This window comes from Planktothrix sp. PLAVEN19ND (assembly GCF_057220675.1).
The window spans coordinates 38884-62220 of record NZ_CM170132.1; the positions used below are offsets into that span (position 1 = coordinate 38884).

Below are 23337 nucleotides of genomic sequence, written 5' to 3' on the forward strand. Positions count from 1 at the left end.
TGAAGATTTGTTTAGAATAACCGACACCCATTTAGAGAGGAGAAAACACTGTGGCTTTTGAACTTCCCGCCTTACCCTTCGCCGACGATGCCTTAGAATCAAGCAAAATGTCGGCCAAGACCTTTTCCTTCCATCATGGTAAGCACCACGCGGCTTATGTCACAAACCTGAATAAGCTGGTTGAGGGGACAGGACTAGCGGATAAATCCCTAGAAGAAATTATCAAAGCAACCGCCAACGACCCTAACAAAGCTGGAATTTTCAACAATGCGGCCCAGGTCTGGAATCATACTTTCTTCTGGAATAGTCTGAAAGCCGGTGGCGGTGGCCAACCCACAGGTGCTTTAGCCGAAAAAATTAATGCTGACTTTGGTAGCTTTGACAAGTTTATCGAAGAATTCAAAACCGCCGCGACGACTCAATTCGGTAGTGGTTGGGCTTGGTTAGTATTAGATAATGGCACTCTGAAAGTTACCAAAACCGCTAATGCCGGAACTCCTATTGTGGATGGAGCTACTCCGTTATTAACTTTGGATGTTTGGGAACACGCCTATTATTTAGACTTCCAAAATGCCAGACCCGCTTACATTGAAAACTTCCTCAATCAATTGGTGAACTGGGATTTTGTGGCTGCAAACTTCGCTGCTGCATAATTGAGCATTCTTTCTGAAATAGATTGAACCAACAGCAAGACAGTCATTCTATTTTTAGGACTGTCTTGTTTTTTTTATTATCTCAATTGATTAAAATTTTAACCATGAATAGTCAGGATCTGGCCCGATATATTGAAAGTACCAATGGTATTTCTAAGTCTTGGTTATTAGTACAATTGCGGTTAAAAAAACTCGAAGAACGCCGTTCGGAAATTTCCCAGGAAGAATATATTCAAGAGTTAGCCCAACTGCATCAAGAATTAATGAATTTGGGCGAGTGGTGGTTAGGCATAGAAGATGAGGTTTTTAGTTGAAATTTATTAAAGAGTTTGTTGTTGGGCTTTAGCCCCTCCTCCAGCCCCTATAAACAAACAAAAAAGTTTAATGCTTACAATCCTTATTCATCTGTAAATAATCAAAAATAGGATAATTAATATTATTCATTAATATCGACGGGGAAACCGCAGGTTGATCTAATTGAGGTAAAGAGAGTATAGCCTGTTCGATGGGAATAGCAAAAGCTAATTCCACCATTTTTTCTCGGAGTTGGGGACTGGGTAAAGAACCATCTTGATAAATATAGGGATCTCCCCAAAGAGGATAGGCGTGCATTCCATTAATTCCAATCACTTTTCCTTGAATATTTAATAACGGCCCCCCACTCATGCCCTTTTGAATCGGATTAGTATAACCGATTTTATAGCCCTGTTGAATTGCTTTTTTAGATAATAAAGAAACCCGACCTCTGGTTAAATTAAATCCTAATTTTGGTAAAAATTCCGGTTCATTTAGTTGGGAAAACTTAGAAGGCAGTGGTTTATGATTAATCCTTAAATTCAAAGTATTTTTAGGGTAAATAGATCTATTATTAATTTCGATAATATCCGGTGAATCTGACCGTTCCACCCAAGGAAAACCCGCCCCAAAAACCTTATCCCCGGGCTGAAGTAGGTTAGAATATTCGAGATTAGCGATCGCATAAATTCTCACACTTTCAAACTGTAATAACGCTAAATCCTGTCCTGAAAACTGAAAATTTGAAATGGGATTAGCCGAATAAACCTGACCATCAGGGGTTTGAATGGAATAAGGCGGATAACTCGGGGTTAAAATATGTTGATTCGTCAAAACAGTATAAATATTTCCATCTTTTCTCACTAAAATTCCTGACCCCCAAGCCGAACCCGATAAAATTTTAACTGTAATGCTTTGTGCAATTATTTGCAATTGTTTAGGGGTACAAACTTGACAGGAATTTTGCCCGCAAAAAGTTTCCGATTTGATCGAGAAATGGATCGAACTTCCAGCCCTAACCTGCAAAGATGACGACTTAAAAAATAGATCAGAAAAAACAAATATTGGCAGGGTTAAAAAACAACTACCAATACTCGTAATTCTTGTAATTTTTAGAAAACTTAGAAATCGATTAACCATGATAACTTGAATCAAAATAAATCTCTTTTTTGTCCAAGAGAATTAATCCAACCGCACCGAATCCATCGCCGAAACACTCCCTTGCTCCTCAATATACTGACTCATATCCAAATACAATCGACCATTACTTTCTTCCAAAGGCCCAGCACTGGCATTCGCCCTCAGATCAAATAACTGTTGTAAAGTACGATTAGCATTTTGATTCGGTTTCAACGTAAATAAAATCCCCAAACAAGGCCCATCTTGAGCATTAGAAACACAGATCACAGGTTGTTGATTAACCCGCCCGGTCGTGACATAATTTAATAGACCCCGTTTCTGAAACTGTTGGAATTTAGAAGACACCTGACGACAACGAGTTTCAGGAACATAACCCGCATCATCAAATATTCGAGAAACCCAACGAATTACAGGGAAAGTTCCCCTGGTATTCTTAACAAATGTCGTCGGAATTCCATCGGAACTCAGATCACAATAAAACTCCTGTCTCATCGTTTCCGCATACTGACGTTCAGACACTTGAACCCCAGAAGATTCACAGGTAATCAAGTTACCAAAATTACAGGAACTATTTGTAGATAATTCCTGTCCGTGACTAGCAGAAGTTAATCCCAAAAAAGTGCTAAAAGCGATCGCACCAATTTGTAAACCTTTCCCAAAAACAGAGTTTTTCATAAATTTATTCCCAATCATTTTTGATAGTTTAATCCTTCCAATTCACCCCCAAACGTTTGAGATAATCCCAACCCCTTTGGGGCCAAACATGAGGACGCCCCGTTTTTTCAGCGATCCATTCGGCCACCTTCGGGCCAGACCAAGAGCCACCATCCGGTGCTGGCCCCCGTAAGGCTTGCATAAGTTCCTGTTGTTGTCCTGAAGTGAGCAAAGATTTGGCGATGGGGGGTTGGCGCTCCCTGCTGCGATTCTTCACAGAACTTGGCCCCTCGCGGTTGTAGCGCCGGATAATTTCTTTGGCATAGTCGTAATTTAACCCCACCACTTCCGCCGATTGTTTAATTGTCCAATCCCCCGCCACAAGGCAAAGCAAATGCCATCGACGAGCCTCTGTCGTGTCTCGTGCTTGACGATAGCGAGCTTTTAGGTCATCGGGCGTTAGGTAGGGTTCAATGTGCGCTTTAGGTGGCATTCCTCCGATTCAGCATCAGGAAAGTTGGTTAGTCTATCTGATGGTTTTAAGGGTTTTCCGGATCAAAACCAGAATTTCTGAGAATTACGAATTACGAATTACGAATTACGAATGGGTTTTGGCTGATACTCAACGAGCGAGGACGCTCCCCCTGCCTCCCACGCTTCCCCTGCCCCCCTGCTCCCCCTGCCTCCCCTGCCTCCCCTGCCCCCCTGCTCCCCCTGCCTCCCCTGCCTCCCCTGCCCCCCTGCCTCCCCTGCTCCCCCTGCTCCCCCTGCCTCCCCTGCTCCCCCTGCCCCACTTCCCCCGTCTCCCCTTAACACCCCCTCCTGGTGATAAACTTTGATATGGGTATTTTAAGAACATGAGGAATAACAGAGTATGGCATCCATCCGTAAGTTGCACCGACAACTGATCAAAAAAGAGCGCTCCGCCGTTGAGATCACCCAGGAAGCGCTGGATCGGATTGCACAACTCGAACCCCAATTAAAGAGCTTTCTCTGTGTGACTGCGGATAGAGCCTTAGAGCAGGCCCGTCAAGTGGATGCCAAAATTGCCAGAGGGGAAGAAATAGGTCTGTTAGCGGGAATTCCCATCGCCATTAAGGACAATATGTGTACCGAGGGAATTCGCACCACCTGTGGTTCCAAAATTTTAGAGAATTTTATCCCGCCCTACGAATCTACTGTTACCCAGAAACTGGCCGCGGCCGGGGCGGTGATGGTGGGAAAAACCAACATGGATGAATTTGCCATGGGCAGTTCGACGGAAAACTCTGCCTATCAGGTAACAGCCAACCCTTGGGATTTACAACGGATTCCGGGGGGGTCATCGGGAGGGTCTGCTGCGGCCGTAGCAGCCAGAGAAGCGGTGGTTTCCTTGGGTTCGGATACGGGGGGTTCCATTCGTCAGCCCGCGTCCTTCTGTGGGGTGGTGGGACTCAAACCCACCTATGGTTTAGTTTCTCGCTATGGGTTAGTGGCCTATGCGTCCTCTTTGGATCAAATTGGGCCCTTTGGACGCTCTGTGGAAGATGTGGCTATTTTATTACAAGCGATCGCTGGTCACGACCCGAAAGATGCCACGAGTTTAAACCTGCCCATTCCCGATTATGTTTCCGGGCTATTACCTTCTTTAAGAGCCCGAAGTGGAATTAAAATTGGGGTGATTAAGGAAACCTTTGGAGAAGGATTAGACCCGATTGTAGAAAAAACTGTCACCAAAGCTATTAGTGTTTTACAGGAATCCGGTGCAGAAATTCAAGTGGTTTCTTGTCCTCGATTTCGCTATGGTTTACCGACTTATTATGTGATTGCTCCGTCGGAGGCTTCGGCTAATTTAGCCCGTTATGATGGGGTGAAATATGGTTTCCGTTATCCTGATGCGGATAATTTAATTGAAATGTATCAGAAAACCCGGGCGCAGGGGTTTGGGTCGGAAGTCAAACGCCGGATTATGATGGGCACCTATGTGTTATCGGCGGGATATTATGACGCCTATTATTTGAAAGCCCAAAAGGTCAGAACTTTAATTAAGGAAGATTTTGATCGGGCGTTTAGTCAAGTGGAGGTTTTAGTTTGTCCGACCGCACCTTCAACGGCCTTTAAAGCGGGGGAAAAAACGGCTGATCCCTTGAGTATGTATTTATCAGATTTAATGACAATTCCCGTGAATTTAGCGGGTTTACCCGGTATTAGTGTTCCCTGCGGTTTTGATGATCAAGGCTTACCCATTGGGATGCAATTAATTGGCAAACCGTTAGGGGAATCTCGGTTATTAGAAGTTGCTAATGCCTATGAACAAGCCACGGATTGGCATAATTATAAACCTCAAGGAATCTAATCTTTAAATATTAGGGTGGGCTTTGCTCACCTTATTTTTAATCCTTGTCTAATTTTTTTAACCGTTATGTCCTATAAAGTTAATGTTTCCATAGAAAAAACGGATTCAGGATATTTAGCCTATTGTCCTGAACTCTCTGAACAAACCTTCCAAGGAGATTCACTGGATTTAATTTTTTCTGAGTTAAAAACTGTTATTCAAGCCGATTATCAACATCTAGTTGCCTCTGAAATGAAAAGAAAACCCATTTGGGAAATTGCCCAGGATTTAACTCAAGATATGACTGAGGATGAACTTCAACTTCTTCCTGTTGATGGGGCAGAACAGCATAATCATTATATCTATGGAACTCCTAAAGAAAATCTATAGTAATCCTAAATAGGTTGTAACATTTCAACACTGATATGAAACAGCCAGAAGTATTATTTCTGTTCCCTGTTCCCTGTTCCCTGTTCCCTTTTGAGCACAAATTTTGAACACAACTCAAATAGGATTGCTATATGAGGGTAATATTTTTAGAATGGTATTGAGGTTATAATGAGTAATATCTGAAATTTTTACCGCAAATCTTAAAATATCAACAACCTTAACAGATATTGGTACATTAATTGTTTCTACACCCGGAATTTGTGGGGGTCGCCCTCGGATTACGGGAACAAGAATGTCAGTAATGAGTGTTGCAATTGATTATAATGCTGGCATGACTGTTGAAGAAATTTTACAAGAATTTCCTCACTTAAATTTAGGACAAATTTATGCAGCTTTAACTTATTATCATGTGAATAAATCCAGTATTGATCAGGAAATTATGGCTTATTATGAAGAATGCGATCGCTTAGAAAAAGAACAGCTCAACAGCTTATTAGCATCGGCATTAAAAACAAAAATTAACCCCCTTCTCTACAAGAACAAGGGGGTTAAGGATTCGAGCAAAAATTGACTACCCTATTTAATCCAACCAGCACTTAAAATAACTGTAATTCCCATAAAAATAATTGCCAACATCCAAGTAATCCGATTTAAGGTAGTTTCGGCACTTTTGGCGCTAGTAAATAATTGAGCTTGTCCACCAATACCCCCAATACCGTCTCCTTTAGGACTGTGGAGTAAGACCAGAATAATAATCCCTAAAGCCGATAAAGACCAAACCGCTTGTAATACTTGAGTAACCATGTTAAGAAGTTGATAATTTGAACAGAAAAATTAAACCTTCAAACCTTTAATTATAACCTATTTTTCCAGGAATTAATTTAAAGTTTTACCCGCATCGGAGTCCGATTTTCCCGAACTTCATAGGCGGCGGATTCAATCATAGAAACACCCGTCATTTCCGGGGGTTGAGGAATACCCAAAATCTGCAAAATCGTGGGCGCGATATCCGCTAAACAGCCATCTGTCCGCAAAGGAATATCGGTTCCATGACCAGGGATTTTGCGTTTTTCCCCTTCTACTAGGATAAAGGGAACGGGGTTAGTTGTGTGGGCTGTCCAGGGATTTCCTTCGGCGTCGCACATATATTCTGCGTTACCATGATCGGCAATAATAATCGCCGTCCCTCCAGCTTGACTAATACTTTGTAACAATATCCCTAAACAGTGATCAACGGTTTCAACCGCCTTTACCGCCGCACCCATCATCCCCGTATGTCCGACCATATCAGGATTAGCGTAATTAATCACAATCAGCGAGTAAATCCCCTTTTCAATGCCTTCAATTGCCACATCTGTCACCGCTTCGGCAGACATTTCCGGTTGTAAATCATAGGTAGCAACCGAAGGACTGGGAACTAATTCTCGGTCTTCCCCGGGATAGGGTTGTTCTAAACCGCCATTAAAAAAATAGGTGACATGGGCATATTTTTCGGTTTCCGCCGTGCGTAATTGTTTTAACCCATGTTCAGCGATAACTTGTCCGAGAATATTATTTAGATTTTGGGGTTCAAAAGCTACTAATACGGGAAAATGAGAGTCATATTGAGTCAAAGTTACAAAGCTCAGGGGCTGAATATAGGAACGTTCAAACTCTTTAAAATCAGCATCAACAAACACCTGAGTTAACTCCCTCGCCCGGTCAGGACGGAAGTTAAAGAAAATCACCCCATCCCCAGCTTCCACCGCCCCAGGCGCGATCCGAGAAGGAACCACAAACTCATCGTTTATGCCTTCAGAATAGGAAGATAACATCACATCGGCGGCGGATAATCCATTGCCTTCGCCCTTGCTGATCATCACTTCATAAGCTTGTTTAACTCGATCCCATCGTTTATCCCGATCCATGGCATAATAACGGCCACTAATTGTCACAATACGACCGATACCAATAGCATCAATTTGTTCTTGAAGTTGCTTAATATATTTAATTCCGTCTTTAGGATTTGTGTCTCGACCATCCATGATCGCATGAACACAAACATCCCTAATATTTTTAGCTTTTGCTAAGTTTAAAAGTCCGTATAAATGATCTAAATGGGAGTGAACACCACCATCGGAACATAAACCCATCAAGTGCAATTTGCCGTTTCTGTCTAAAACATCTTGACAAACTTTTAACAATGCCGGGTTATTTTGAATTGTGCCATCCTCAACCGCATCGGAAATTCTGACTAACTCTTGGGGAACAACGCGCCCCGCACCAATATTCAAATGACCCACTTCTGAATTTCCCATTTGACCCCCTGGTAAACCCACTGCCTTCCCAGAGGTGCGAATTAAGGTTCTGGGGTAAGCTATCCATAGGCTATCCATCACCGGGGTATTGGCAACGGCTATGGCATTTCCGTCGGCTTGTTCACGATAACCCCATCCGTCCAAGATAATGAGTACAACGGGAGATACAGATTTTGGTGCCATACCAAGTTACCTTTTCCTGCTTGTGGTGATTTGTGCCTAGATTATACCATACGGGGGAAGTCTGTTAATCACGAGAACTTTACAATGCTACCTATAAAACTTAAAATTCAGCAGTCAAAAGCTGATCCAAAACCTAAATTTTTAGGGCGTTTAATTAAATTTGCGATCGACTCCCTCAGCTTCCTTAAACCTTACTTACGATGGATAGTCCTAGGAGGAACATTATTTTTCTTGGCTGCAAGTTTTAGAAAGCATTGGCAAGAAATTTCAGAAATTGATATTAGTTCAACGGCATGGATCTATCTCGGATTAGCTCTAATTATTACCCTTTGCGCCCATATTTGGTCAGCTTTTGTCTGGTTAATTATTGTTAAAGAATTTAAGCAAACGATTAGACCTCGTTGGGGATTACAGCTTTATTTAATCACTAATCTTGCAAAATATCTGCCCGGGAATATTTGGCATTTTTATGGGCGAATTATGGCGATGAAAGACTCTGGTATTGCCCTAGAAGCGGCGGCATTAAGTGTATTACTTGAGCCATTAATCATGGCAGTCGCCGCATTAGGACTGGCATTAATCAGCTATCATAGTTCCTATTGGATCATACAAATTCTATGTTTAATTGCTTTAGGACTTGGGATTCATCCTCGGATTTTAAACCCAATTCTGAAATATTTAGAAACCTCAAAATTCAAAAAACAACTGTCTGATTTTCCCAAGGAAGCCTCCTGTCAATTAGATCATTATCCCCTCAAACCCCTATTCGGGGGGGCAAGTTTTGTTTTATTAAGATGGTCGGGTTTTATGTTGACTTTACTTGCCTTAACTCCCCTCACTTTTGAGCAAATTCCGATCTTATTAGGAGCCTATAGTTTTGCTTGGTTATTGGGATTATTAATTCCAGGTGCACCCGGAGGATTAGGAGTTTTTGAAGCAACTATTTTAGCTTTATTGAGTCAACAATTTTCCCCTGCTATTTTATTAGGTGCGATCGCATTTTACCGTTTAGTCAGTATTCTCGCTGAAACCCTGGGGGCATTATTAGCCAAATTAGATCAAAGATTCTTAGATAATTCTAATTGATAGGCTTTAACTAATAAGTCAATTCCTGTAATTGCCGTACCAACTACCACAGCATGGGCACCTAAATCCAGAGCTTTTCTAGCCATTTGGGGTGAGGCAACTCCTCCTTCACAAATTATAGGAACTGGCAATTGTTTCACCATTTGGGATAATAAATCAAAACCGGGAGGAGATTGATTTTGGGTGGCTTTTGTATACCCATATAAGGTTGTACCCACACAGTCTGCACCCGCTTCTACAGCCCCTATTGCTGCCTCTAAACTATCCACATCCGCCATCACTAATTTACCTAATTCTTGATGAATTTTAGCAATTAAATTCCTGACGGTTTCTCCTTGGGGACGGTCTCGCAGAGTCGCATCAATTGCAATGATATCAGCCCCGGAGTTAGCGATCGCCACGGCATCTTCAAATCGAGGCGTAATATACACATCAAACCCAGGAATTTGTTGTTTCCATAGCCCAATAATGGGTTGAGAAACCCGTTGACGCACCGCTTTAACATGGTCTGGGGTATCAATTCTCACCCCTAATGCACCCTGGTTAACGGCGGCTTTAGCCATCGCTGCAATGACAATTGGATCATGTAGGGGGGAATCAATCGGTGCTTGACAGGAGACAATTAATCCGTGAGTTAAGAGGGAAAAAAGATTAGATTTCATGCTATATTTATTAGGGTAGGGCTATTTCATTTTCTATTGTAAACCCTAAGACGTAACCCCAAAAATTATTATGAATATCTCCTTAACTCCTGAACTTGAGCAGTTTGTTCAGTCAACGGTCGAAAACGGCAAATATTCATCGGCTTCTGAAGTCATCCTAGCGGCGTTACAATTACTAAAAGAACAGGAAATTTTAGGGGTTATAAATCCAGTTTTATCAGAGGGTAAGCAAAAATCAAACTATGATTTCTCTGATTTAGTGGGGCGATTAAATTGGCAAGGAGAAGCAGTTATAATACAGAGGCATCTACGGGATGAGTGGTAATCGCTATGTTTTGGATACGAATGTAATTAAAAATTAATTATTTTGAATTAAAACGATCTATTTCTTGTTGAAATATTTCCTTAAAAATTTGGGTAGCTTGAGGTTGAATAATTTGGGAGAATCGTTGGATTGATTCTTGGAGTAATTGGGGCATAACAGTAATGGTTTTTTTGCCTGTGGGTGTTTGATAAAAGTCAATTAGGGTTTGTAAATCTTCTTCTGTAAAGAATTTATCATACAAAGGATAATAAACTTTTTCCATGATTTGGTTAAAATCCAGTTTTTCCATTAATTTTTGATTATATTGAGTTAGGATGCGACTCATATCTTGGTTAATTTGATTAATCATCTCTTGTTTCTTTTCTGGAGAGATTCCCGATGTTTCTGGTACAATAGATTCTAAAATCCCAGTAAATTCTTGTTGAAGTTGGGCGGATGTAATTTGGCTAACCTGTCTAAAGAGTTTTTCTCCTCCGGTGATTTCTATTAATTCTCTGATCAGTTGACGTTTACTTTCAGAAACAGATTGTTGAGATAATTCTAATGGAGGTTTGGGAGTCGATTCTGCTTTGACAGGTACAGGAAAAAATACCCCTAAAGATAAAATAGTTCCCAGTAATAAAATTCGCTTTAAGAACATAAAAAACTCTCCTGATTTTTGAGATTATATTACCAAAAATGCGATAGTGTTAGCGCCTGGGCGGGGATAGCCTCACCCGAAGGATTTTAACCAAAGATTGAAATATATGCTATAATCCGAGATTCGTTGTGTAATCTTCATACAGAATTTTATTAGAATGGCAACTCAGCCAACTATTGCAATCTCTCACCTCGGATGCGAAAAAAATCGCATTGATACCGAACACATCTTGGGTCTATTGGTACAGGCCGGTTATCAGGTTGATTCTAACGAAGAATTAGCGGATTACGTGATTGTCAATACCTGTAGTTTTATCGAAGCCGCCCGGGAAGAATCGGTTCGCACCCTGGTAGAATTAGCCGACGCCAAAAAGAAAATTGTGATTACCGGGTGCATGGCGCAGCACTTCCAAGAACAACTTTTAGATGAACTCCCCGAAGCCGTTGCGGTGGTGGGAACCGGAGACTATCATAAGATTGTCGATGTGATCAAACGGGTGGAACAGGGAGAACGAGTTAAAGAAGTTTCCGCCGAACCCACCTATATCGCCGATGAAACTGTTCCCCGTTATCGTACCACCAGTGAAGGCGTTGCCTATCTGCGGGTAGCGGAGGGTTGTGACTATCGTTGCGCTTTTTGTATTATTCCCCACTTGCGCGGAAACCAACGATCGCGTACTATAGAATCAATTGTTACTGAAGCCCAGCAATTAGCCGATCAAGGGGTTCAGGAAATAATCCTTATTTCTCAGATCACGACCAACTACGGACTGGATCTCTACGGTGAACCCAAACTGGCAGAATTATTAAGGGCATTAGGAAAAGTTGATATTCCCTGGATACGGATGCACTATGCCTATCCAACGGGGTTAACCCCAAAAGTAATTGCAGCAATGCAAGACACCCCTAACGTTTTACCCTATTTAGATTTACCGCTACAACATTCACACCCCGATGTGTTACGCGCGATGAACCGTCCCTGGCAAGGACGAGTCAACGATCGAATTATCGAAACGCTGAAAACCGCTATCCCAGATGCGGTGCTTCGTACCACATTTATTGTTGGTTTCCCAGGAGAAACTGAGGAACATTTTGAACACCTGCGGGAATTTGTGCAGCGCCACGAGTTTGATCACGTTGGCGTGTTTACCTTCTCTCCCGAAGAAGGAACCCCCGCTTATAAATTGCCGGATCAACTGCCTCAAGGAGTCATGGATGCCCGCCGGGATGCCTTAATGGAGGTACAGCAACCCATTTCCCTCAAGCAAAATCAAAAATCGATCGCACAGGTGGTAGACGTTCTCATTGAACAACAAAATCCCCAAACCGGAGAACTGATCGGTCGTTCTTCCCGTTTCGCCCCCGAAGTAGATGGTTTAGTCTATATCGAAGGCGATGCCCGTTTGGGTTCAATGGTGAAAGTCCAAATCACCGATGCCGATGTTTATGATCTCTATGGTTACGTCTTAGAATAAAATGTTAGCCCTTAAAAGCTTACAGGTAAGCCATTTCACCGAAATCGCCACAAATTTTAAGAAATTTGTTGTTATATTTCTGAATGTTAAGCGTTATCCTAGAGAGAGATGGTCTATAAAGAGTCTGATTGACTAAACAACCTCACCGGTTGTGAAAAAAAGTGAGTTCAGGAACTTTTGAAGACCTTGGAATGTAAATAGGTTCCAAGATGCCCGAGAGACAGCGTAACTCAACGTTTGTAGAGAGCTACGTCAAGCGTTATAGCAAAACTAATAAACCTCTGCATTGTAGTAAAAGTGTCTCAAATGGATAGGGTAGGGTCAGGAACCGGGCTAAAACACATAGATAGGAGAATGAATGAGTCCATCTTTTGCAAGCTTAGGAATTTCCGAAGAACGTGCTAGTTATCTGGAAACAATAGGCTTTAGCGAGCCAACCACCATTCAAGTCGAAGCAATTCCCCATATTTTGTCTGGACGGGACGTGGTGGGACTGGCTCAAACCGGGACGGGCAAAACAGCCGCCTTTTCATTGCCCATTCTGGAGCAACTGGATACAAGTGCAAAGGGCGTACAAGCGTTAATCCTGACCCCGACTCGGGAGTTAGCCATGCAGGTTAAAGAAGCGATTCGGAAAATGACCGATGATCGCAGCTTGTATGTGTTAACCGTTTATGGCGGTCAGTCCATTGACAGACAAATCCAACGGTTACAACAAGGTGTTCAGATTGTCGTTGGCACACCTGGACGGATTTTAGATTTACTCAACCGGGGTAATCTGAAATTTGACCGGATTAAGTGGTTAGTGTTGGATGAAGCCGATGAAATGTTAAGCATGGGCTTTATTCAGGATGTAGAAAAAATCCTAGAATCCGTTGCTGAAGATCGGCAAACGGCGTTTTTCTCGGCTACGATGGAGCCTTCGATTTGGAAACTGGTGAAGAAATTCCTCAAAAATCCAGTCACCATTAAAGCTGAAAACCCCAAAGCTACCCCTAAACGCATTGAACAGCGTGCTTATATGGCTCCCCGTGGGTGGTCAAAAGCCCGGGCGTTGCAACCGATTTTAGAATTAGAAGATCCCGAATCAGCGATTATTTTTGTTCGCACCAAACAAGCTGCGGCGGAGTTAACGACTTTCCTGCAAGCCGCCGGTCATAGCGTTGACGAATATCATGGTAACTTGAACCAAACCCAACGGGAACGGCTACTGCAACGATTCCGTCGCCGTCAGGTGCGTTGGATCGTGGCCACGGATATCGCTGCCCGGGGATTGGATGTGGATCATCTCAGCCATGTAATTAACTACGATTTACCCGATAACGCGGAAAGTTATGTTCACCGGATTGGTCGGACAGGTCGCGCCGGACGGGAAGGAATCGCCATTACGCTGATTCAGCCGATTGATCGCCGGAAACTGCGGTTAATTGAGCGCCATTTGAATCATAACTTTACGGTGTTGTCGGTTCCTAAGCGATCGCAAATTGAAGGCCGTTATATTGAACGGTTACAAGGACGGGTGCGGGAAGCTTTAGCCGGAGAACGGGTTGCCTCCTTCTTGCCTATTGTGGCCCAATTGAGTGAGGAATACGATCCCCAGGCGATCGCGGCGGCGGCTTTACAACTAGCCTACGATCAAACTCGCCCCAGTTGGTTAGATTCCGAATTCGCTGCCGAGGAGGAAGAAATGCCACTCCCGTCTTCCAAACCGAAATTAAATCGTCGGGTGGTTCCTCGTCCTTCGGTTTCCCAGGGCGTTGAATAGGATTCAAGGAATCACGGTTTCTAGCGATTACGATTAAAATAGATACACCAGATGCTATTGATTGTATCTGGTGGATTTTTTTATCAGTCATCAGTCATCAGTCATTAGTTTATTGCCCATTACCCATTACCCATTATTACCCATTACTTATAATTAATAATTATTAGACCCATGCAGACTAATTCTCAGGACTCCCATCTTAACTCCCTCAGACAATGGGCAAATTTAATTGCGATTATAGTCGCATTTGGAATTAATGTCTTAGCGAATTTAGCTCCCTTTAATGGGTTAACAATTGGAGAAATTTCTAATACAGTTTTTAGAGATGTTAAAATTATTCCGGCTAATTATGCTTTTGCCATCTGGGGCTTAATTTATCTAGGTTTATTCGGTTTTGCCCGATATCAATTTTTACCTCAAAACCAGGAAAATCCGCGATTAGAGAAGTTAGGTTTTGCCTTGGTTTTGGCTAGTATTGCCCAAATAATTTGGGTATTTTTATTTCAATATCAGATGTTTTTTTTGTCCCTGGGGGCAATGATAGCCATTTTAAATTCCTTAATTGTGGCTTATTTACGATTAAATGTTGGCAGGGTTAGAGTATCTAAACAAGAACGCTGGTATGTTGATCTTCCGATTAGTATTTATTTAGCTTGGATTAGTGTCGCAACCATTGTCAATGTAGCTTTGGTTTTGGAAAATTGGCAATGGAAAGGCGGGGGAATTTCACCGGAATTATGGACAGCGATTTTATTAGTTATTGCCGGAACCTCAGCGGCTATTTTAATTATTGAACGCAATGAAATTGCCTATCCTTTTGTAATTATGTGGGCACTTTGTGCGATCGCTGTTCGCCAAGCTACCCAACCTTTAATTTTAGTCACGGCGATCGCCGTATCTCTATCTTTAGGATTATTTGGATTAAGTTTAACTATTTTACGACGAAGGATTTAAGCAGATTAACACAGATTAAAATCTGAACACGGATTAAACGGATTACGCTGATTAACCCTGCCCTCGACTTGATTGGGGGACAGATTAAAATCCGTGAAATCCGTGAAATCCTCTTAAATCCGCGATCCCCATTACCCAATTTAATCTTTTCGGGCGGTGAGGAAATAGGTGAACATTTCGCCTTTGCCTTTAATTTCAATAATGCCGCGCTCCTCAAAAATGTATTTATCTTTTAAACGTTGGTAGGTAGTTTCTGTGACTTGAATTTTGCCTGCGACTCCATGGGACTCCATGCGGTTAGCGGTGTTTACCGTATCTCCCCAGAGGTCATAGGTAAACTTCTTTGTCCCAATAACTCCCGCTTCTACCGCACCGATATTAATTCCGGTTCGCATTTGTACAGGTTCATTGCCTTCAAGCCGAAATTGACCGATAATCCTTTGCATATCTAAAGCCATATTTGCGATCGCTTCTGCATGGTCAGAACGGGGAGTAGGGAGTCCCCCCACCACCATATAAGCATCTCCGATGGTTTTGATTTTTTCCAAGCCATATTTTTCCGCTAATTCGTCAAAAGCCGAAAAAATTTCGTTGAGAACTTCCACTAATTGAGCCGGGGATAAATTAGCGGATAATTTAGTAAAATTGACAATATCTGCAAATAAAACTGTAACATCGGCGAAACTATCGGCAATAGTGCTTTCTCCCCGTTTTAGACGTTGGGCGATCGCTTCGGGTAAAATATTTAATAATAATCGTTCGGATTTTTCCTGTTCTTCCGCTAACTTTTTTAAATAGGCTTGTTCTTGATCCCGTAGGCGTTTTTTTTCTAAACAGGCATTAATTCTAGCTTTTAATAAAACCGGATTAAAGGGTTTAGATAAATAATCTTCCGCCCCTAATTCAATACAACGAACAATACTGTCAATATCATTAACCGCCGAAATCATCACCACGGGAATATGACGCAGGGCGGGATCAGCTTTTAAAGTTTCCAAGACCTGATAGCCATTCATTTGAGGCATCATAATATCTAGTAACACCAAGTCCAGGGACATTGATGCCATCATTTCCAGAGCTTCAAAGCCATTAGAAGCCACAGTCACCCCGTAACCTTGGCGCTGAAGTCGTTTAGCCAGGAGGTCACGGTTAACCTCATTATCATCAACAATTAGTACGCGATCGGGTTGAGCGTCCATCTCTTATTAGTGGCTCCTACTGTCGTCTTGGGATAGTAACAACAAGTACCACGCCTCCAGCTAAGGTTTTCATCAAATCAGTTGCTCAGATAAAAATTGAGATCGCTCTTAGCAAATTCTACAAGATTTCAGTAACCGTTGTGAACCGAGAGTTAAGAGTAGAGATTTATATTTTCTCTTGACTGATAACTGATAACTGTTTACTGATAACTGATTATGGTGCTGTTGCTTTCTTTAAACAGACTTCTATTTTTTCCAATAGACGGGAAAATTCTACGGGTTTTGTATCATAATCATTGCACCCGGCGGCTAAACATTTTTCTCGATCGCCTGCCATGGCATGGGCCGTTAAGGCAATTACGGGAATGGCTTTGGTTTTTGGATCGGCTTTAATTTGTCGGGTGGCTTCCCATCCATCCATCACAGGTAAACTCATATCCATCAGAATCAGATCGGGCATTGTCGAATGGGCTAGTGCCACACCCTCAGCCCCATCGACGGCAATAAACACCTCATATCCCTTTCGGAATAGACGTCGTTTCAGCATATCCCGATTCATTTCATTATCTTCAACTAATAAAATCTTTACCATGATCTGATCTCAACATTAATAGTTTAGGGTTAGAATTTTCACGATTTAGAATTTAATGGAAACTGTTTCAGACTAGCATTTAATAAGGTATGAATTTCCCGCAACAGGTCTTCACCGCTATAACTGCCTTTCTGAAGAATTTGCTCCACATGGCCCCGCAATTGCATCCATTCTGTGGGGGTTAATTCCGCCGCCGTAATTACGATAATTGGGATATTCGCCCATTGTTCGGCTCTGTGAAGGTCGTGGATCAACTCAAAACCACTTTTTTTGGGAAGAACTAAGTCAAGCAGAATCAGTCTGGGCGGTGACTGCTGGATCAGTTGCAATGCTACCTCGCCATCGGTCGCTTCTTGAACTATCCAACCCTGTCGCTGTAATAATCCGCGTAACATTTGTCGGATTATGGGATCATCTTCAACAACTAAAATGTGATTAGCCAGGGGTAGAATATCCCGTTTCCGATCCGGTTGATACTTACTCAGTAAAGTGGCTAGACGCTTCCCATCAAAAGGTTTTGTCAGATAGTCCGATGCACCTAAAGCAAACCCTCGATTTTTATTGCTAATGAACGATAACACGATCACTGGAATCTCAGCTAGATTAGGATCGGCTTTTAATGTTGATAATACTGCCCAACCGCTCATTTTTGGTAGGATGATATCTAAAATCACGGCATCGGGACGCAGTTCCTGGACACGCTGAAGTCCTTCTTCTCCTGTTGCTGCGGTTTCTACCAGCATTCCGGCTCGAATCAGCGATCGCTTGATTAAATCTAGGGTATTAGGATCATCATCAATGACTAAGATAGTTGCCGATGAGTTATTAACTGTCAAGGTGGGTTCGACCCTGATTAAATCTTGTTGTCCCAAAGGTTCCTCGGGTTCGGGTTGCAAAGTCGGGTTTTCCGGTTCTGAGAATAGGGATTGAACCCAGAGGGGCAAATAGACGGTAAAGGTGGAACCCTTGGAAGGTTCACTATTCGCGCTAATCGAACCTTGCATCATTTGACAGAAGCGTTGACTGATGGTGAGTCCTAATCCGGTTCCCCCATAACGGCGAGTGGTCGAGGCATCCCCTTGAGTAAAGGGTTCAAATAGTTGTTTTTGTTGTTCGGGAGTAATGCCAATCCCGGTATCTCGAACTTGGAAAGCAATATAGCCTGATTTGGGATCTACGGTCAGATCCTGCGGGTGAAAGTCTCCCCAGGGCAGGGTTTGGGCTAGACAAATATCGAGGGTAATTTGGCCATCCGAAGTGAATTTAGCCGCATTACTAATCAGGTTCAACAAAACCTGTCGAACTTTGGTTAAATCGGCGAGCATGGTGCTGGGGGTATTGGGGGCATAGTGAATGTCCAATGTATTTCTATTTTGATCTACAAGCGGTTGAGCCGTGGCGACGACACTTTCAATTAACATCGGAATCTCAAAGGTTTCCAAATACAAATCCATGCGCCCCGCTTCTATTTTAGAAATATCCAAAATATCATTAATCAAAGATAGCAAGTTACGTCCAGCACTACGAATCCGCTCTAAATCGGGAACAATATCTTCATACCCCGAGTCTCCGGCTTCTTCTGCTAAAATCTCACTATAGCCAATAATCGCATTTAAAGGAGTACGGAGTTCGTGACTCATATTGGCTAAAAAGCTACTTTTAGCTCGGTTGGCGGCAACGGCGGCTTCTTTGGCTTGTTTCAGGGCTTCTGCGGCTTGTTTACTTTCGGTAATATCTTCGACTGTGCCTTCAAAACAGAGCAGTTTTCCGGTTTTTTGATCTTGAACAGCCCGGGCATTTTCTGAGATCCAAATGATACTTCCGTCTCGGCGATAAACTTGGGATTCAAACCCAGATACTGAATTATTGTTTTGAATTGCTGTGATAAATTCGGTTCTACGATGAGGATTAATATATAATTGATCACCAATATTTGTGACGGTTTGTAATAAATCCTCTGGGGAATTATAGCCTAAAATTCTTGCCAATGCCGGGTTAGCACTGAGGTATTTCCCTTCTAGGGTTGTTTGACAAATTCCCTCGGCGGCATTCTCAAAAATACTGCGATATTTGGCTTCAGTTTTTCGTAAAAATTCTTCGGTTTGTTGGCGTTCAATGGCATTAGAAAACATTTCTCCTACCATTTTCAATAGAGCAATATTGTCCGATGACCAGGTATAACTAGAATAGATAGAATCAAATCGCAGAAAGCCCACCAGGGCGCGACGACAGACTAACGGAACTAGAATAATGGATGCAATTGCAGGTGAAGTATCGGTTTCGCAATAGGATGATAATTCTAAACTTTGATGAAATTGTCGTAAATATTCTAAATCCTTTAGTGCTTCTGGGGGTAAATCTTGAATGGCTAGATAAATATTTTCATAGCGGTTGAGTTGTTTTTCTAACCAAGGGATATCACACAGGTAAAGTTTTGAGGGTAATATTTTTTTTAATAAATCGGTTAATCTGGAGTTTTCCTGCAAGCCAAGATTGGGACTTTTGCTTGCTAACCACTGATAAACCGAATTCATCTGGATTTCCTGATCAGCGAATAAATATAAATAGCTTTGTTCTACCCCAATAAAGATACTAATTCGTTCTAAAGCCTGTTGAATGCCATTTTCAATCCCATCGGTGGTTAAACTAATAAAGTGAGTCGATAAATTAGTAATTAATTGTTCAAATTCTACCCGATATTGCAAGGCTTTTTCCACTCGTTTCCGTTGGGTAATATCTCGAAAACTCCAAACTCTGCCCACTAATTTTTCCCCCATTTGGGAAGGATGGGAATATAACTCAAAAATCCTACCATCTTTGAACTCTACCACATCATAAGTTGGTGTTTGCGGTTCAGAAGAAAGCTGCATTACCGTTTTGAGAAATCGAGGTGGATCTTTTAATTGTCTTAACACAAAGGCTAAGGCAGATTGATCATGGGGAGGTTTAAATAGGGTGGTGGGAACTTGCCACATTTCCACGAATTTCTGATTAAAATTTAAGATTTTACCCGTACGATCAACGGCTAAAATTCCGGCATCGGTGGAATCAAAAGTGGCGCGGAGGAGAGAGAGCGATCGTTCGGCTTCTAACTGAGCTTGTTTGCGTTCGGTAATGTCTAAAAACACTAAAACGGCTCCGATAAAAGTGTTTTGTTCCAAAATCGGAGTTAATACATAGGAAACGGGTAAAATACTGCCATCGGCACAGAGAAATTGATCATCACTGGATTTGATCGGTTCCATGAGAGAGGTCAACTCTCCGGGGGAGGAGGATTCGGTCATCTGTTGAAACCCATCTAAGGATAATTGCGATCGCCCTCCAATCCACTCTAAAATCGGGTTTCCGACTAATTCAACTTCCGACCATCCTAGGAGCCTTTCGGCCTCGGGATTCATTGATAACAAACGGCCTAGGGGATTTAAAATACATAACCCCGCCCCGAGGGAACTAATCACCGATTTGGCTCGATTCCGTTCGGCTTGTAAACGGGCCGCCGATTCTTGAGTTTGTTGGTTATATAATTCCAACATTTCCCGGGAAGATAGGGTGAGCGATCGCTCGATTAAATTTCGTTCCCGATCCGCTTCATGGTAGCTGTGGTTAACCACTTCCAGAAATTCTTGCCATGTAGTGATATCAACCGGAGGAGTTTGTTGATCAAGACCTAGGCGTTTAAGTTGGCGTTGGAGCGCGTAGTGCATAGAATTTCACCGGTTGAAGAAGTCGGGATGCAGTCAGGGGAAAACAGAGCAAGGGGGGGCTAGTTTTCCCAATGTTTTTTTGGGGCAACGGATCTAGTTTAGCCTCTGGAATTAGCAAGTCATCAAAAATGAAACATTAGTTCCCTGACGATACCCCGTCACCCGGGTCAGGACTTTCCCCCTGTTGTTCAGCAATTAATTTCGGTTGTAGATACAGATTTTCAACTAATGCCGCTACTCCGGCAAACCAAGGGGGTAAAATTAATGCACCTAAAATTCCGAGAACTTGTACCCCTCCCAGAACAGATAAAAGTTGATACAACGGGTGAATTCCAAGATTTGCGGTAAGTTAGTCTCCGGGGTGGATACGGATCAAAAACTATGTTTTAATTCTATTCACTTTCTTGATTTAGTCTAATCATTACAGGAACATTCGTCAAGAGAAATTATCTATTGATCTGTTATTAACTATCTTATAATTGTTAAATAGGGGGATGGGGAGAGATTCCATGATAAATGGGTAATGATGGTTTGTTTTTTTGAGTGTTATAATAACTGATTCCAGGAAAAGAGGAGAAATTTTTATCTATGAAAATTCATGTTGAAGGTTGGCGTTTTATTCCCCATGCTTATAGTATTGCCAATCAATTCCAACTTTTGGAACTGTTAAAGCGATCGCCCTTAGAAATAACCCATCAAGATATTGCCGGATTAAAACCCCAATGGCAACATTTAAACGGATTGTTCCCGTCAGAATTAGAAACCCAGTTACAACAAATTCCTCAAGCCATTAATCCCTCGGTTGATGTTACTATCCGTTTTTATCAACCCTTTAATTTTAACTCATCTCACAGTCAAAAAACCCTGGTCTATGCCACTGCACCCTGGGGAATTTTAATTGATTCTTCCCCCCAACTTAAACCCCTATTTCACTTAAAAAATCAAATTATTAATCCCGATGTTACTATAATTACCCCCTCCCAATGGTCACGGGAAGGACTGATTCGCAGTGGTCTAAATCCTGAACAAATAAAGGTTATTCCTTGGGGTGTTGATCCCAAAATTTATTATCCCTTAACTGAAACAGAAAGAATTCGATTAAGAAAACAATGGGGATGGGAAGATTATTTTATCTTTTTCCATGTCGGAAGTTTACAGGATCAAGATGGAATTAAACCAATTTTAAGAGCTTTTTCTAGTATTATAGAAAAATATCCCCAGGCGCGATTAGTTTTAAAAGGATCGGATTTTTTCCATGACTCTAACCAGTGGTTAACCAGTGCTAGTAAACAGGTATTAACTGAGGAAGAAGTTACTCAAGTTAAACAGCGAGTTGCCTATTTTAATCAAACCCTATCCTGTACATCCCTAGCCCAATTGTACCAAATTTCCGATGCTTATTTAGCGGTGGATATTGCTAAAGCCTTTAATTTATCCGTATTAGAAGCAGCAGCATCGGGACTACCGATTATTTACACTTCTGGAGGAGCAACTGAGGAAATTATCAATCCAGAGTTTACCTTAAAAATAGATACTCGATTTAAAACTAAAGTTATTCAACATCAAAGTCAATTCTTTCTGCATCCAAATTGGAACCATTTGGCGGAATTAATGCAGGAAGCCATAGATAACTCTACCTGGCGAGAACAGGCTAGAAAAACTGCTCCTGACTGGGTTAATCAACATTATACCTGGAAACATACTGTTGATCAACTCTTAGAAATTTGCCAGGATCAAACAGCAATATCCTGGGCAAATCCCATGATTAAAGATTCTGTTTCTTTATCTGCTCCCCACAGTGTTATTGTCGAAGGATGGCGAGATATTCCCCATTCCTATTCCTTTATCAACAGTTATCAACTGTTGGAAATGGTTAAATATCCCGCGTTAAAAGTTTTTCATAAAGATATTCCCTATGTAACCTCCGACTGGAAACCCAGCAAACATTTATTAAGTGTTGAAGCTGAAGATTTATTAGACCGAATTCCGGTTCCTCAAACCGAGCAACAAGCGGATGTTACCCTACGGATTTATTGTCCCTTTAATTTAACAGCTTCTGCTAGTAAAAAAACCGCAATTTTTGGCTGTACAGAATGGGGAATTGTGCCACGTTCTATTTTAAATGGCATGAAAATTCAATGTTTTAGAGAAGCTCATCGCCATTCTGATACCTTAATTATTACGTCTTCCCATTGGTCGAGGGAAGGATTTATTCGTAGTGGGGCTGTTCCTGAACGAGTGGTAGTGATTCCTTTAGGAATTGACCCTAATATTTATCATCCTTTACCCGAAGAAAAACGACAGGAACTCAGAACAATATTTGGCTGGAATGATTGTTTTATCTTCCTGAATATTGGAGTAATGTGGAATGAACGTCAGGGAATTGATCGGATTTTAAAAGCCTTCGCCCAGATTACAGAAACATATCCCCAAGCTCGATTAGTTTTAAAAGGTAGAGATGCTATTTTTCCGTCTAAAGACTATCTCAAACAGGCGACAAAAGACACATTAACCGAGACAGAAATACAACGGATTTCCTCTCGAATGGTTTATATTGGGAATAATTTATCCTCCCTAGAAATGGCACAACTGTATCAAGCCGCCGATGCTTATGTGTCTCCCTATGCCGCCGAAGGGTTTAATCTTCCGGTATTAGAAGCGATGGCTTCTGGTATTCCAGTTATCTGTACCGACGGGGGGCCAACGGATGATTTTACAGATGACACATTAGTCTATAAAATCAGAAGTAAGTTCGAGAAAATGACTTTAAAAACAGGGGAAACTCGATTTTTTTTAGAACCCGATCAGGAACATTTATTACAGTTAATGGAAATGGTCATTCAAAAAGAAACCCTTTATCAATCCCTCCAAAAAATTGGGCCTGATTTTGTATCAAAAAGATTTACCTGGAAAATTGTGGTTGAGCAGTTATTAAAGGTTTTATTCCATCACCTTTAATTCTGAAATTTTAAGCAAAAATTTTTTTTGAGATTCCCAGGTAGAAACTTTGT

Annotated in this window: 21 protein-coding genes and 1 pseudogene; 11 read left to right on the forward strand and 11 right to left on the reverse strand. The window is 41.8% G+C overall.

All coding sequences use genetic code 11. The features are described 5' to 3' along the window. Positions 1 to 50 precede the first annotated feature (50 nt). On the forward strand, positions 51 to 653 hold the full coding sequence (locus tag AC2D3N_RS00195; protein ID WP_484692405.1) for a superoxide dismutase: 603 nt from the start codon (positions 51 to 53) through the stop codon (positions 651 to 653). Between the two features lie 104 nt (positions 654 to 757). After that, a complete protein-coding gene (locus tag AC2D3N_RS00200) occupies positions 758 to 967 on the forward strand; it encodes a hypothetical protein (protein WP_079680310.1) in 210 nt (69 codons plus the stop codon). A 67-nt stretch (positions 968 to 1034) separates the two neighbouring features. Here the strand turns inward: AC2D3N_RS00200 and AC2D3N_RS00205 are convergent, their stop codons facing one another. The 3 genes from AC2D3N_RS00205 to AC2D3N_RS00215 all read right to left on the reverse strand — a co-directional run bounded on the left by AC2D3N_RS00205 (position 1035) and on the right by AC2D3N_RS00215 (position 3234). Beyond that, on the reverse strand, positions 1035 to 1880 hold the full coding sequence (locus tag AC2D3N_RS00205) for a S1 family peptidase (protein ID WP_484692406.1): 846 nt from the start codon (positions 1878 to 1880) through the stop codon (positions 1035 to 1037). Between the two features lie 249 nt (positions 1881 to 2129). Beyond that, on the reverse strand, positions 2130 to 2762 hold the full coding sequence (locus tag AC2D3N_RS00210) for a COP23 domain-containing protein (protein WP_484692407.1): 633 nt from the start codon (positions 2760 to 2762) through the stop codon (positions 2130 to 2132). A 28-nt stretch (positions 2763 to 2790) separates the two neighbouring features. Then, positions 2791 to 3234, reverse strand: coding sequence for a helix-turn-helix domain-containing protein (locus AC2D3N_RS00215; protein WP_484692408.1), 444 nt, complete (start codon positions 3232 to 3234; stop codon positions 2791 to 2793). Positions 3235 to 3615: 381 nt separating this feature from the next. Between AC2D3N_RS00215 and gatA the strand changes: the two genes are divergently transcribed. The 3 genes from gatA (at position 3616) to AC2D3N_RS00230 (ending at position 6016) form a co-directional block, all read left to right on the forward strand. After that, positions 3616 to 5076, forward strand: coding sequence for an Asp-tRNA(Asn)/Glu-tRNA(Gln) amidotransferase subunit GatA (gatA, locus tag AC2D3N_RS00220; RefSeq protein WP_484692409.1), 1461 nt, complete (start codon positions 3616 to 3618; stop codon positions 5074 to 5076). Positions 5077 to 5142: 66 nt separating this feature from the next. Next, complete coding sequence (locus tag AC2D3N_RS00225; RefSeq protein WP_484692410.1) at positions 5143 to 5445, forward strand: type II toxin-antitoxin system HicB family antitoxin; 303 nt, start codon at positions 5143 to 5145, stop codon at positions 5443 to 5445. Positions 5446 to 5683: 238 nt separating this feature from the next. Next, complete coding sequence (locus AC2D3N_RS00230) at positions 5684 to 6016, forward strand: DUF433 domain-containing protein (protein WP_484693791.1); 333 nt, start codon at positions 5684 to 5686, stop codon at positions 6014 to 6016. Between the two features lie 5 nt (positions 6017 to 6021). Here the strand turns inward: AC2D3N_RS00230 and secG are convergent, their stop codons facing one another. Both secG and gpmI read right to left on the reverse strand, forming a co-directional pair. Beyond that, a complete protein-coding gene (secG, locus tag AC2D3N_RS00235) occupies positions 6022 to 6249 on the reverse strand; it encodes a preprotein translocase subunit SecG (RefSeq protein WP_484692411.1) in 228 nt (75 codons plus the stop codon). A gap of 77 nt (positions 6250 to 6326) precedes the next feature. Next, entirely contained in the window at positions 6327 to 7925 is a 1599-nt protein-coding gene (gene gpmI / locus AC2D3N_RS00240) for a 2,3-bisphosphoglycerate-independent phosphoglycerate mutase (RefSeq protein WP_484692412.1), read from the reverse strand. Positions 7926 to 8009: 84 nt separating this feature from the next. Between gpmI and AC2D3N_RS00245 the strand changes: the two genes are divergently transcribed. Beyond that, positions 8010 to 9011, forward strand: coding sequence for a lysylphosphatidylglycerol synthase transmembrane domain-containing protein (locus AC2D3N_RS00245; RefSeq protein WP_484692413.1), 1002 nt, complete (start codon positions 8010 to 8012; stop codon positions 9009 to 9011). Here the strand turns inward: AC2D3N_RS00245 and AC2D3N_RS00250 are convergent. Then, a complete protein-coding gene (locus AC2D3N_RS00250; RefSeq protein ID WP_484692414.1) occupies positions 8984 to 9673 on the reverse strand; it encodes an N-acetylmannosamine-6-phosphate 2-epimerase in 690 nt (229 codons plus the stop codon). The genes AC2D3N_RS00245 and AC2D3N_RS00250 overlap by 28 nt on opposite strands. A 70-nt stretch (positions 9674 to 9743) precedes the next feature. Here AC2D3N_RS00250 and AC2D3N_RS00255 point away from each other — a divergent pair, with 70 nt between their 5' ends. After that, entirely contained in the window at positions 9744 to 9998 is a 255-nt protein-coding gene (locus tag AC2D3N_RS00255) for a type II toxin-antitoxin system ParD family antitoxin (protein ID WP_484692415.1), read from the forward strand. Positions 9999 to 10035: 37 nt separating this feature from the next. Here the strand turns inward: AC2D3N_RS00255 and AC2D3N_RS00260 are convergent, their stop codons facing one another. Continuing rightward, positions 10036 to 10638 (reverse strand): DUF2059 domain-containing protein, encoded by a 603-nt coding sequence (locus AC2D3N_RS00260; RefSeq protein WP_484692416.1) that lies wholly within the window; start codon positions 10636 to 10638, stop codon positions 10036 to 10038. A 157-nt stretch (positions 10639 to 10795) separates the two neighbouring features. On the opposite strand from AC2D3N_RS00260, the gene rimO reads away from it, so the two are divergent. The 3 genes from rimO to AC2D3N_RS00275 all read left to right on the forward strand — a co-directional run bounded on the left by rimO (position 10796) and on the right by AC2D3N_RS00275 (position 14831). Continuing rightward, positions 10796 to 12112 carry a 30S ribosomal protein S12 methylthiotransferase RimO gene (gene rimO, locus AC2D3N_RS00265; RefSeq protein WP_484692417.1) on the forward strand — a complete coding sequence of 439 codons (1317 nt, stop codon included), beginning with the start codon at positions 10796 to 10798 and terminating at the stop codon, positions 12110 to 12112. Positions 12113 to 12470: 358 nt separating this feature from the next. Further along, positions 12471 to 13877 carry a DEAD/DEAH box helicase gene (locus tag AC2D3N_RS00270; protein ID WP_079680322.1) on the forward strand — a complete coding sequence of 469 codons (1407 nt, stop codon included), beginning with the start codon at positions 12471 to 12473 and terminating at the stop codon, positions 13875 to 13877. Between the two features lie 171 nt (positions 13878 to 14048). Then, positions 14049 to 14831, forward strand: coding sequence for a tryptophan-rich sensory protein (locus AC2D3N_RS00275; protein WP_484692418.1), 783 nt, complete (start codon positions 14049 to 14051; stop codon positions 14829 to 14831). Between the two features lie 140 nt (positions 14832 to 14971). Here AC2D3N_RS00275 and AC2D3N_RS00280 read toward each other — a convergent pair whose 3' ends face one another. The 4 genes and pseudogenes from AC2D3N_RS00280 to AC2D3N_RS00295 all read right to left on the reverse strand — a co-directional run. Then, the gene (locus tag AC2D3N_RS00280) at positions 14972 to 16030 is read right to left on the reverse strand and encodes an adenylate/guanylate cyclase domain-containing protein (protein WP_484692419.1); all 1059 of its coding nucleotides are present in this window, start codon (positions 16028 to 16030) and stop codon (positions 14972 to 14974) included. Between the two features lie 214 nt (positions 16031 to 16244). Continuing rightward, complete coding sequence (locus AC2D3N_RS00285; protein ID WP_079680119.1) at positions 16245 to 16622, reverse strand: response regulator; 378 nt, start codon at positions 16620 to 16622, stop codon at positions 16245 to 16247. A 38-nt stretch (positions 16623 to 16660) separates the two neighbouring features. Then, positions 16661 to 20326 carry a PAS domain S-box protein gene (locus AC2D3N_RS00290; RefSeq protein ID WP_484692420.1) on the reverse strand — a complete coding sequence of 1222 codons (3666 nt, stop codon included), beginning with the start codon at positions 20324 to 20326 and terminating at the stop codon, positions 16661 to 16663. A 136-nt stretch (positions 20327 to 20462) separates the two neighbouring features. Continuing rightward, positions 20463 to 20669 (reverse strand): annotated as a pseudogene (locus AC2D3N_RS00295) (AI-2E family transporter); the annotation flags it as partial. Between the two features lie 245 nt (positions 20670 to 20914). Here AC2D3N_RS00295 and AC2D3N_RS00300 point away from each other — a divergent pair. Then, entirely contained in the window at positions 20915 to 23284 is a 2370-nt protein-coding gene (locus tag AC2D3N_RS00300; protein WP_484692421.1) for a glycosyltransferase family 4 protein, read from the forward strand. Positions 23285 to 23337 lie beyond the last annotated feature (53 nt).

What these genes read in the sequence shown, in the direction of transcription:
- AC2D3N_RS00260 (WP_484692416.1), bottom strand. Translation starts at nt 10,638, where the DNA reads ATGTTCTTAAAGCGAATTTTATTACTGGGAACTATTTTATCTTTAGGG.
- AC2D3N_RS00275 (WP_484692418.1), top strand. Translation starts at nt 14,049, where the DNA reads ATGCAGACTAATTCTCAGGACTCCCATCTTAACTCCCTCAGACAATGG.
- AC2D3N_RS00270 (WP_079680322.1), top strand. Translation starts at nt 12,471, where the DNA reads ATGAGTCCATCTTTTGCAAGCTTAGGAATTTCCGAAGAACGTGCTAGT.
- secG (WP_484692411.1), bottom strand. Translation starts at nt 6,249, where the DNA reads ATGGTTACTCAAGTATTACAAGCGGTTTGGTCTTTATCGGCTTTAGGG.
- AC2D3N_RS00225 (WP_484692410.1), top strand. Translation starts at nt 5,143, where the DNA reads ATGTCCTATAAAGTTAATGTTTCCATAGAAAAAACGGATTCAGGATAT.
- AC2D3N_RS00290 (WP_484692420.1), bottom strand. Translation starts at nt 20,326, where the DNA reads ATGCACTACGCGCTCCAACGCCAACTTAAACGCCTAGGTCTTGATCAA.
- AC2D3N_RS00245 (WP_484692413.1), top strand. Translation starts at nt 8,010, where the DNA reads ATGCTACCTATAAAACTTAAAATTCAGCAGTCAAAAGCTGATCCAAAA.
- AC2D3N_RS00285 (WP_079680119.1), bottom strand. Translation starts at nt 16,622, where the DNA reads ATGGTAAAGATTTTATTAGTTGAAGATAATGAAATGAATCGGGATATG.
- AC2D3N_RS00255 (WP_484692415.1), top strand. Translation starts at nt 9,744, where the DNA reads ATGAATATCTCCTTAACTCCTGAACTTGAGCAGTTTGTTCAGTCAACG.
- rimO (WP_484692417.1), top strand. Translation starts at nt 10,796, where the DNA reads ATGGCAACTCAGCCAACTATTGCAATCTCTCACCTCGGATGCGAAAAA.
- AC2D3N_RS00210 (WP_484692407.1), bottom strand. Translation starts at nt 2,762, where the DNA reads ATGAAAAACTCTGTTTTTGGGAAAGGTTTACAAATTGGTGCGATCGCT.
- AC2D3N_RS00250 (WP_484692414.1), bottom strand. Translation starts at nt 9,673, where the DNA reads ATGAAATCTAATCTTTTTTCCCTCTTAACTCACGGATTAATTGTCTCC.
- AC2D3N_RS00300 (WP_484692421.1), top strand. Translation starts at nt 20,915, where the DNA reads ATGAAAATTCATGTTGAAGGTTGGCGTTTTATTCCCCATGCTTATAGT.
- AC2D3N_RS00280 (WP_484692419.1), bottom strand. Translation starts at nt 16,030, where the DNA reads ATGGACGCTCAACCCGATCGCGTACTAATTGTTGATGATAATGAGGTT.
- AC2D3N_RS00200 (WP_079680310.1), top strand. Translation starts at nt 758, where the DNA reads ATGAATAGTCAGGATCTGGCCCGATATATTGAAAGTACCAATGGTATT.
- gatA (WP_484692409.1), top strand. Translation starts at nt 3,616, where the DNA reads ATGGCATCCATCCGTAAGTTGCACCGACAACTGATCAAAAAAGAGCGC.
- gpmI (WP_484692412.1), bottom strand. Translation starts at nt 7,925, where the DNA reads ATGGCACCAAAATCTGTATCTCCCGTTGTACTCATTATCTTGGACGGA.
- AC2D3N_RS00215 (WP_484692408.1), bottom strand. Translation starts at nt 3,234, where the DNA reads ATGCCACCTAAAGCGCACATTGAACCCTACCTAACGCCCGATGACCTA.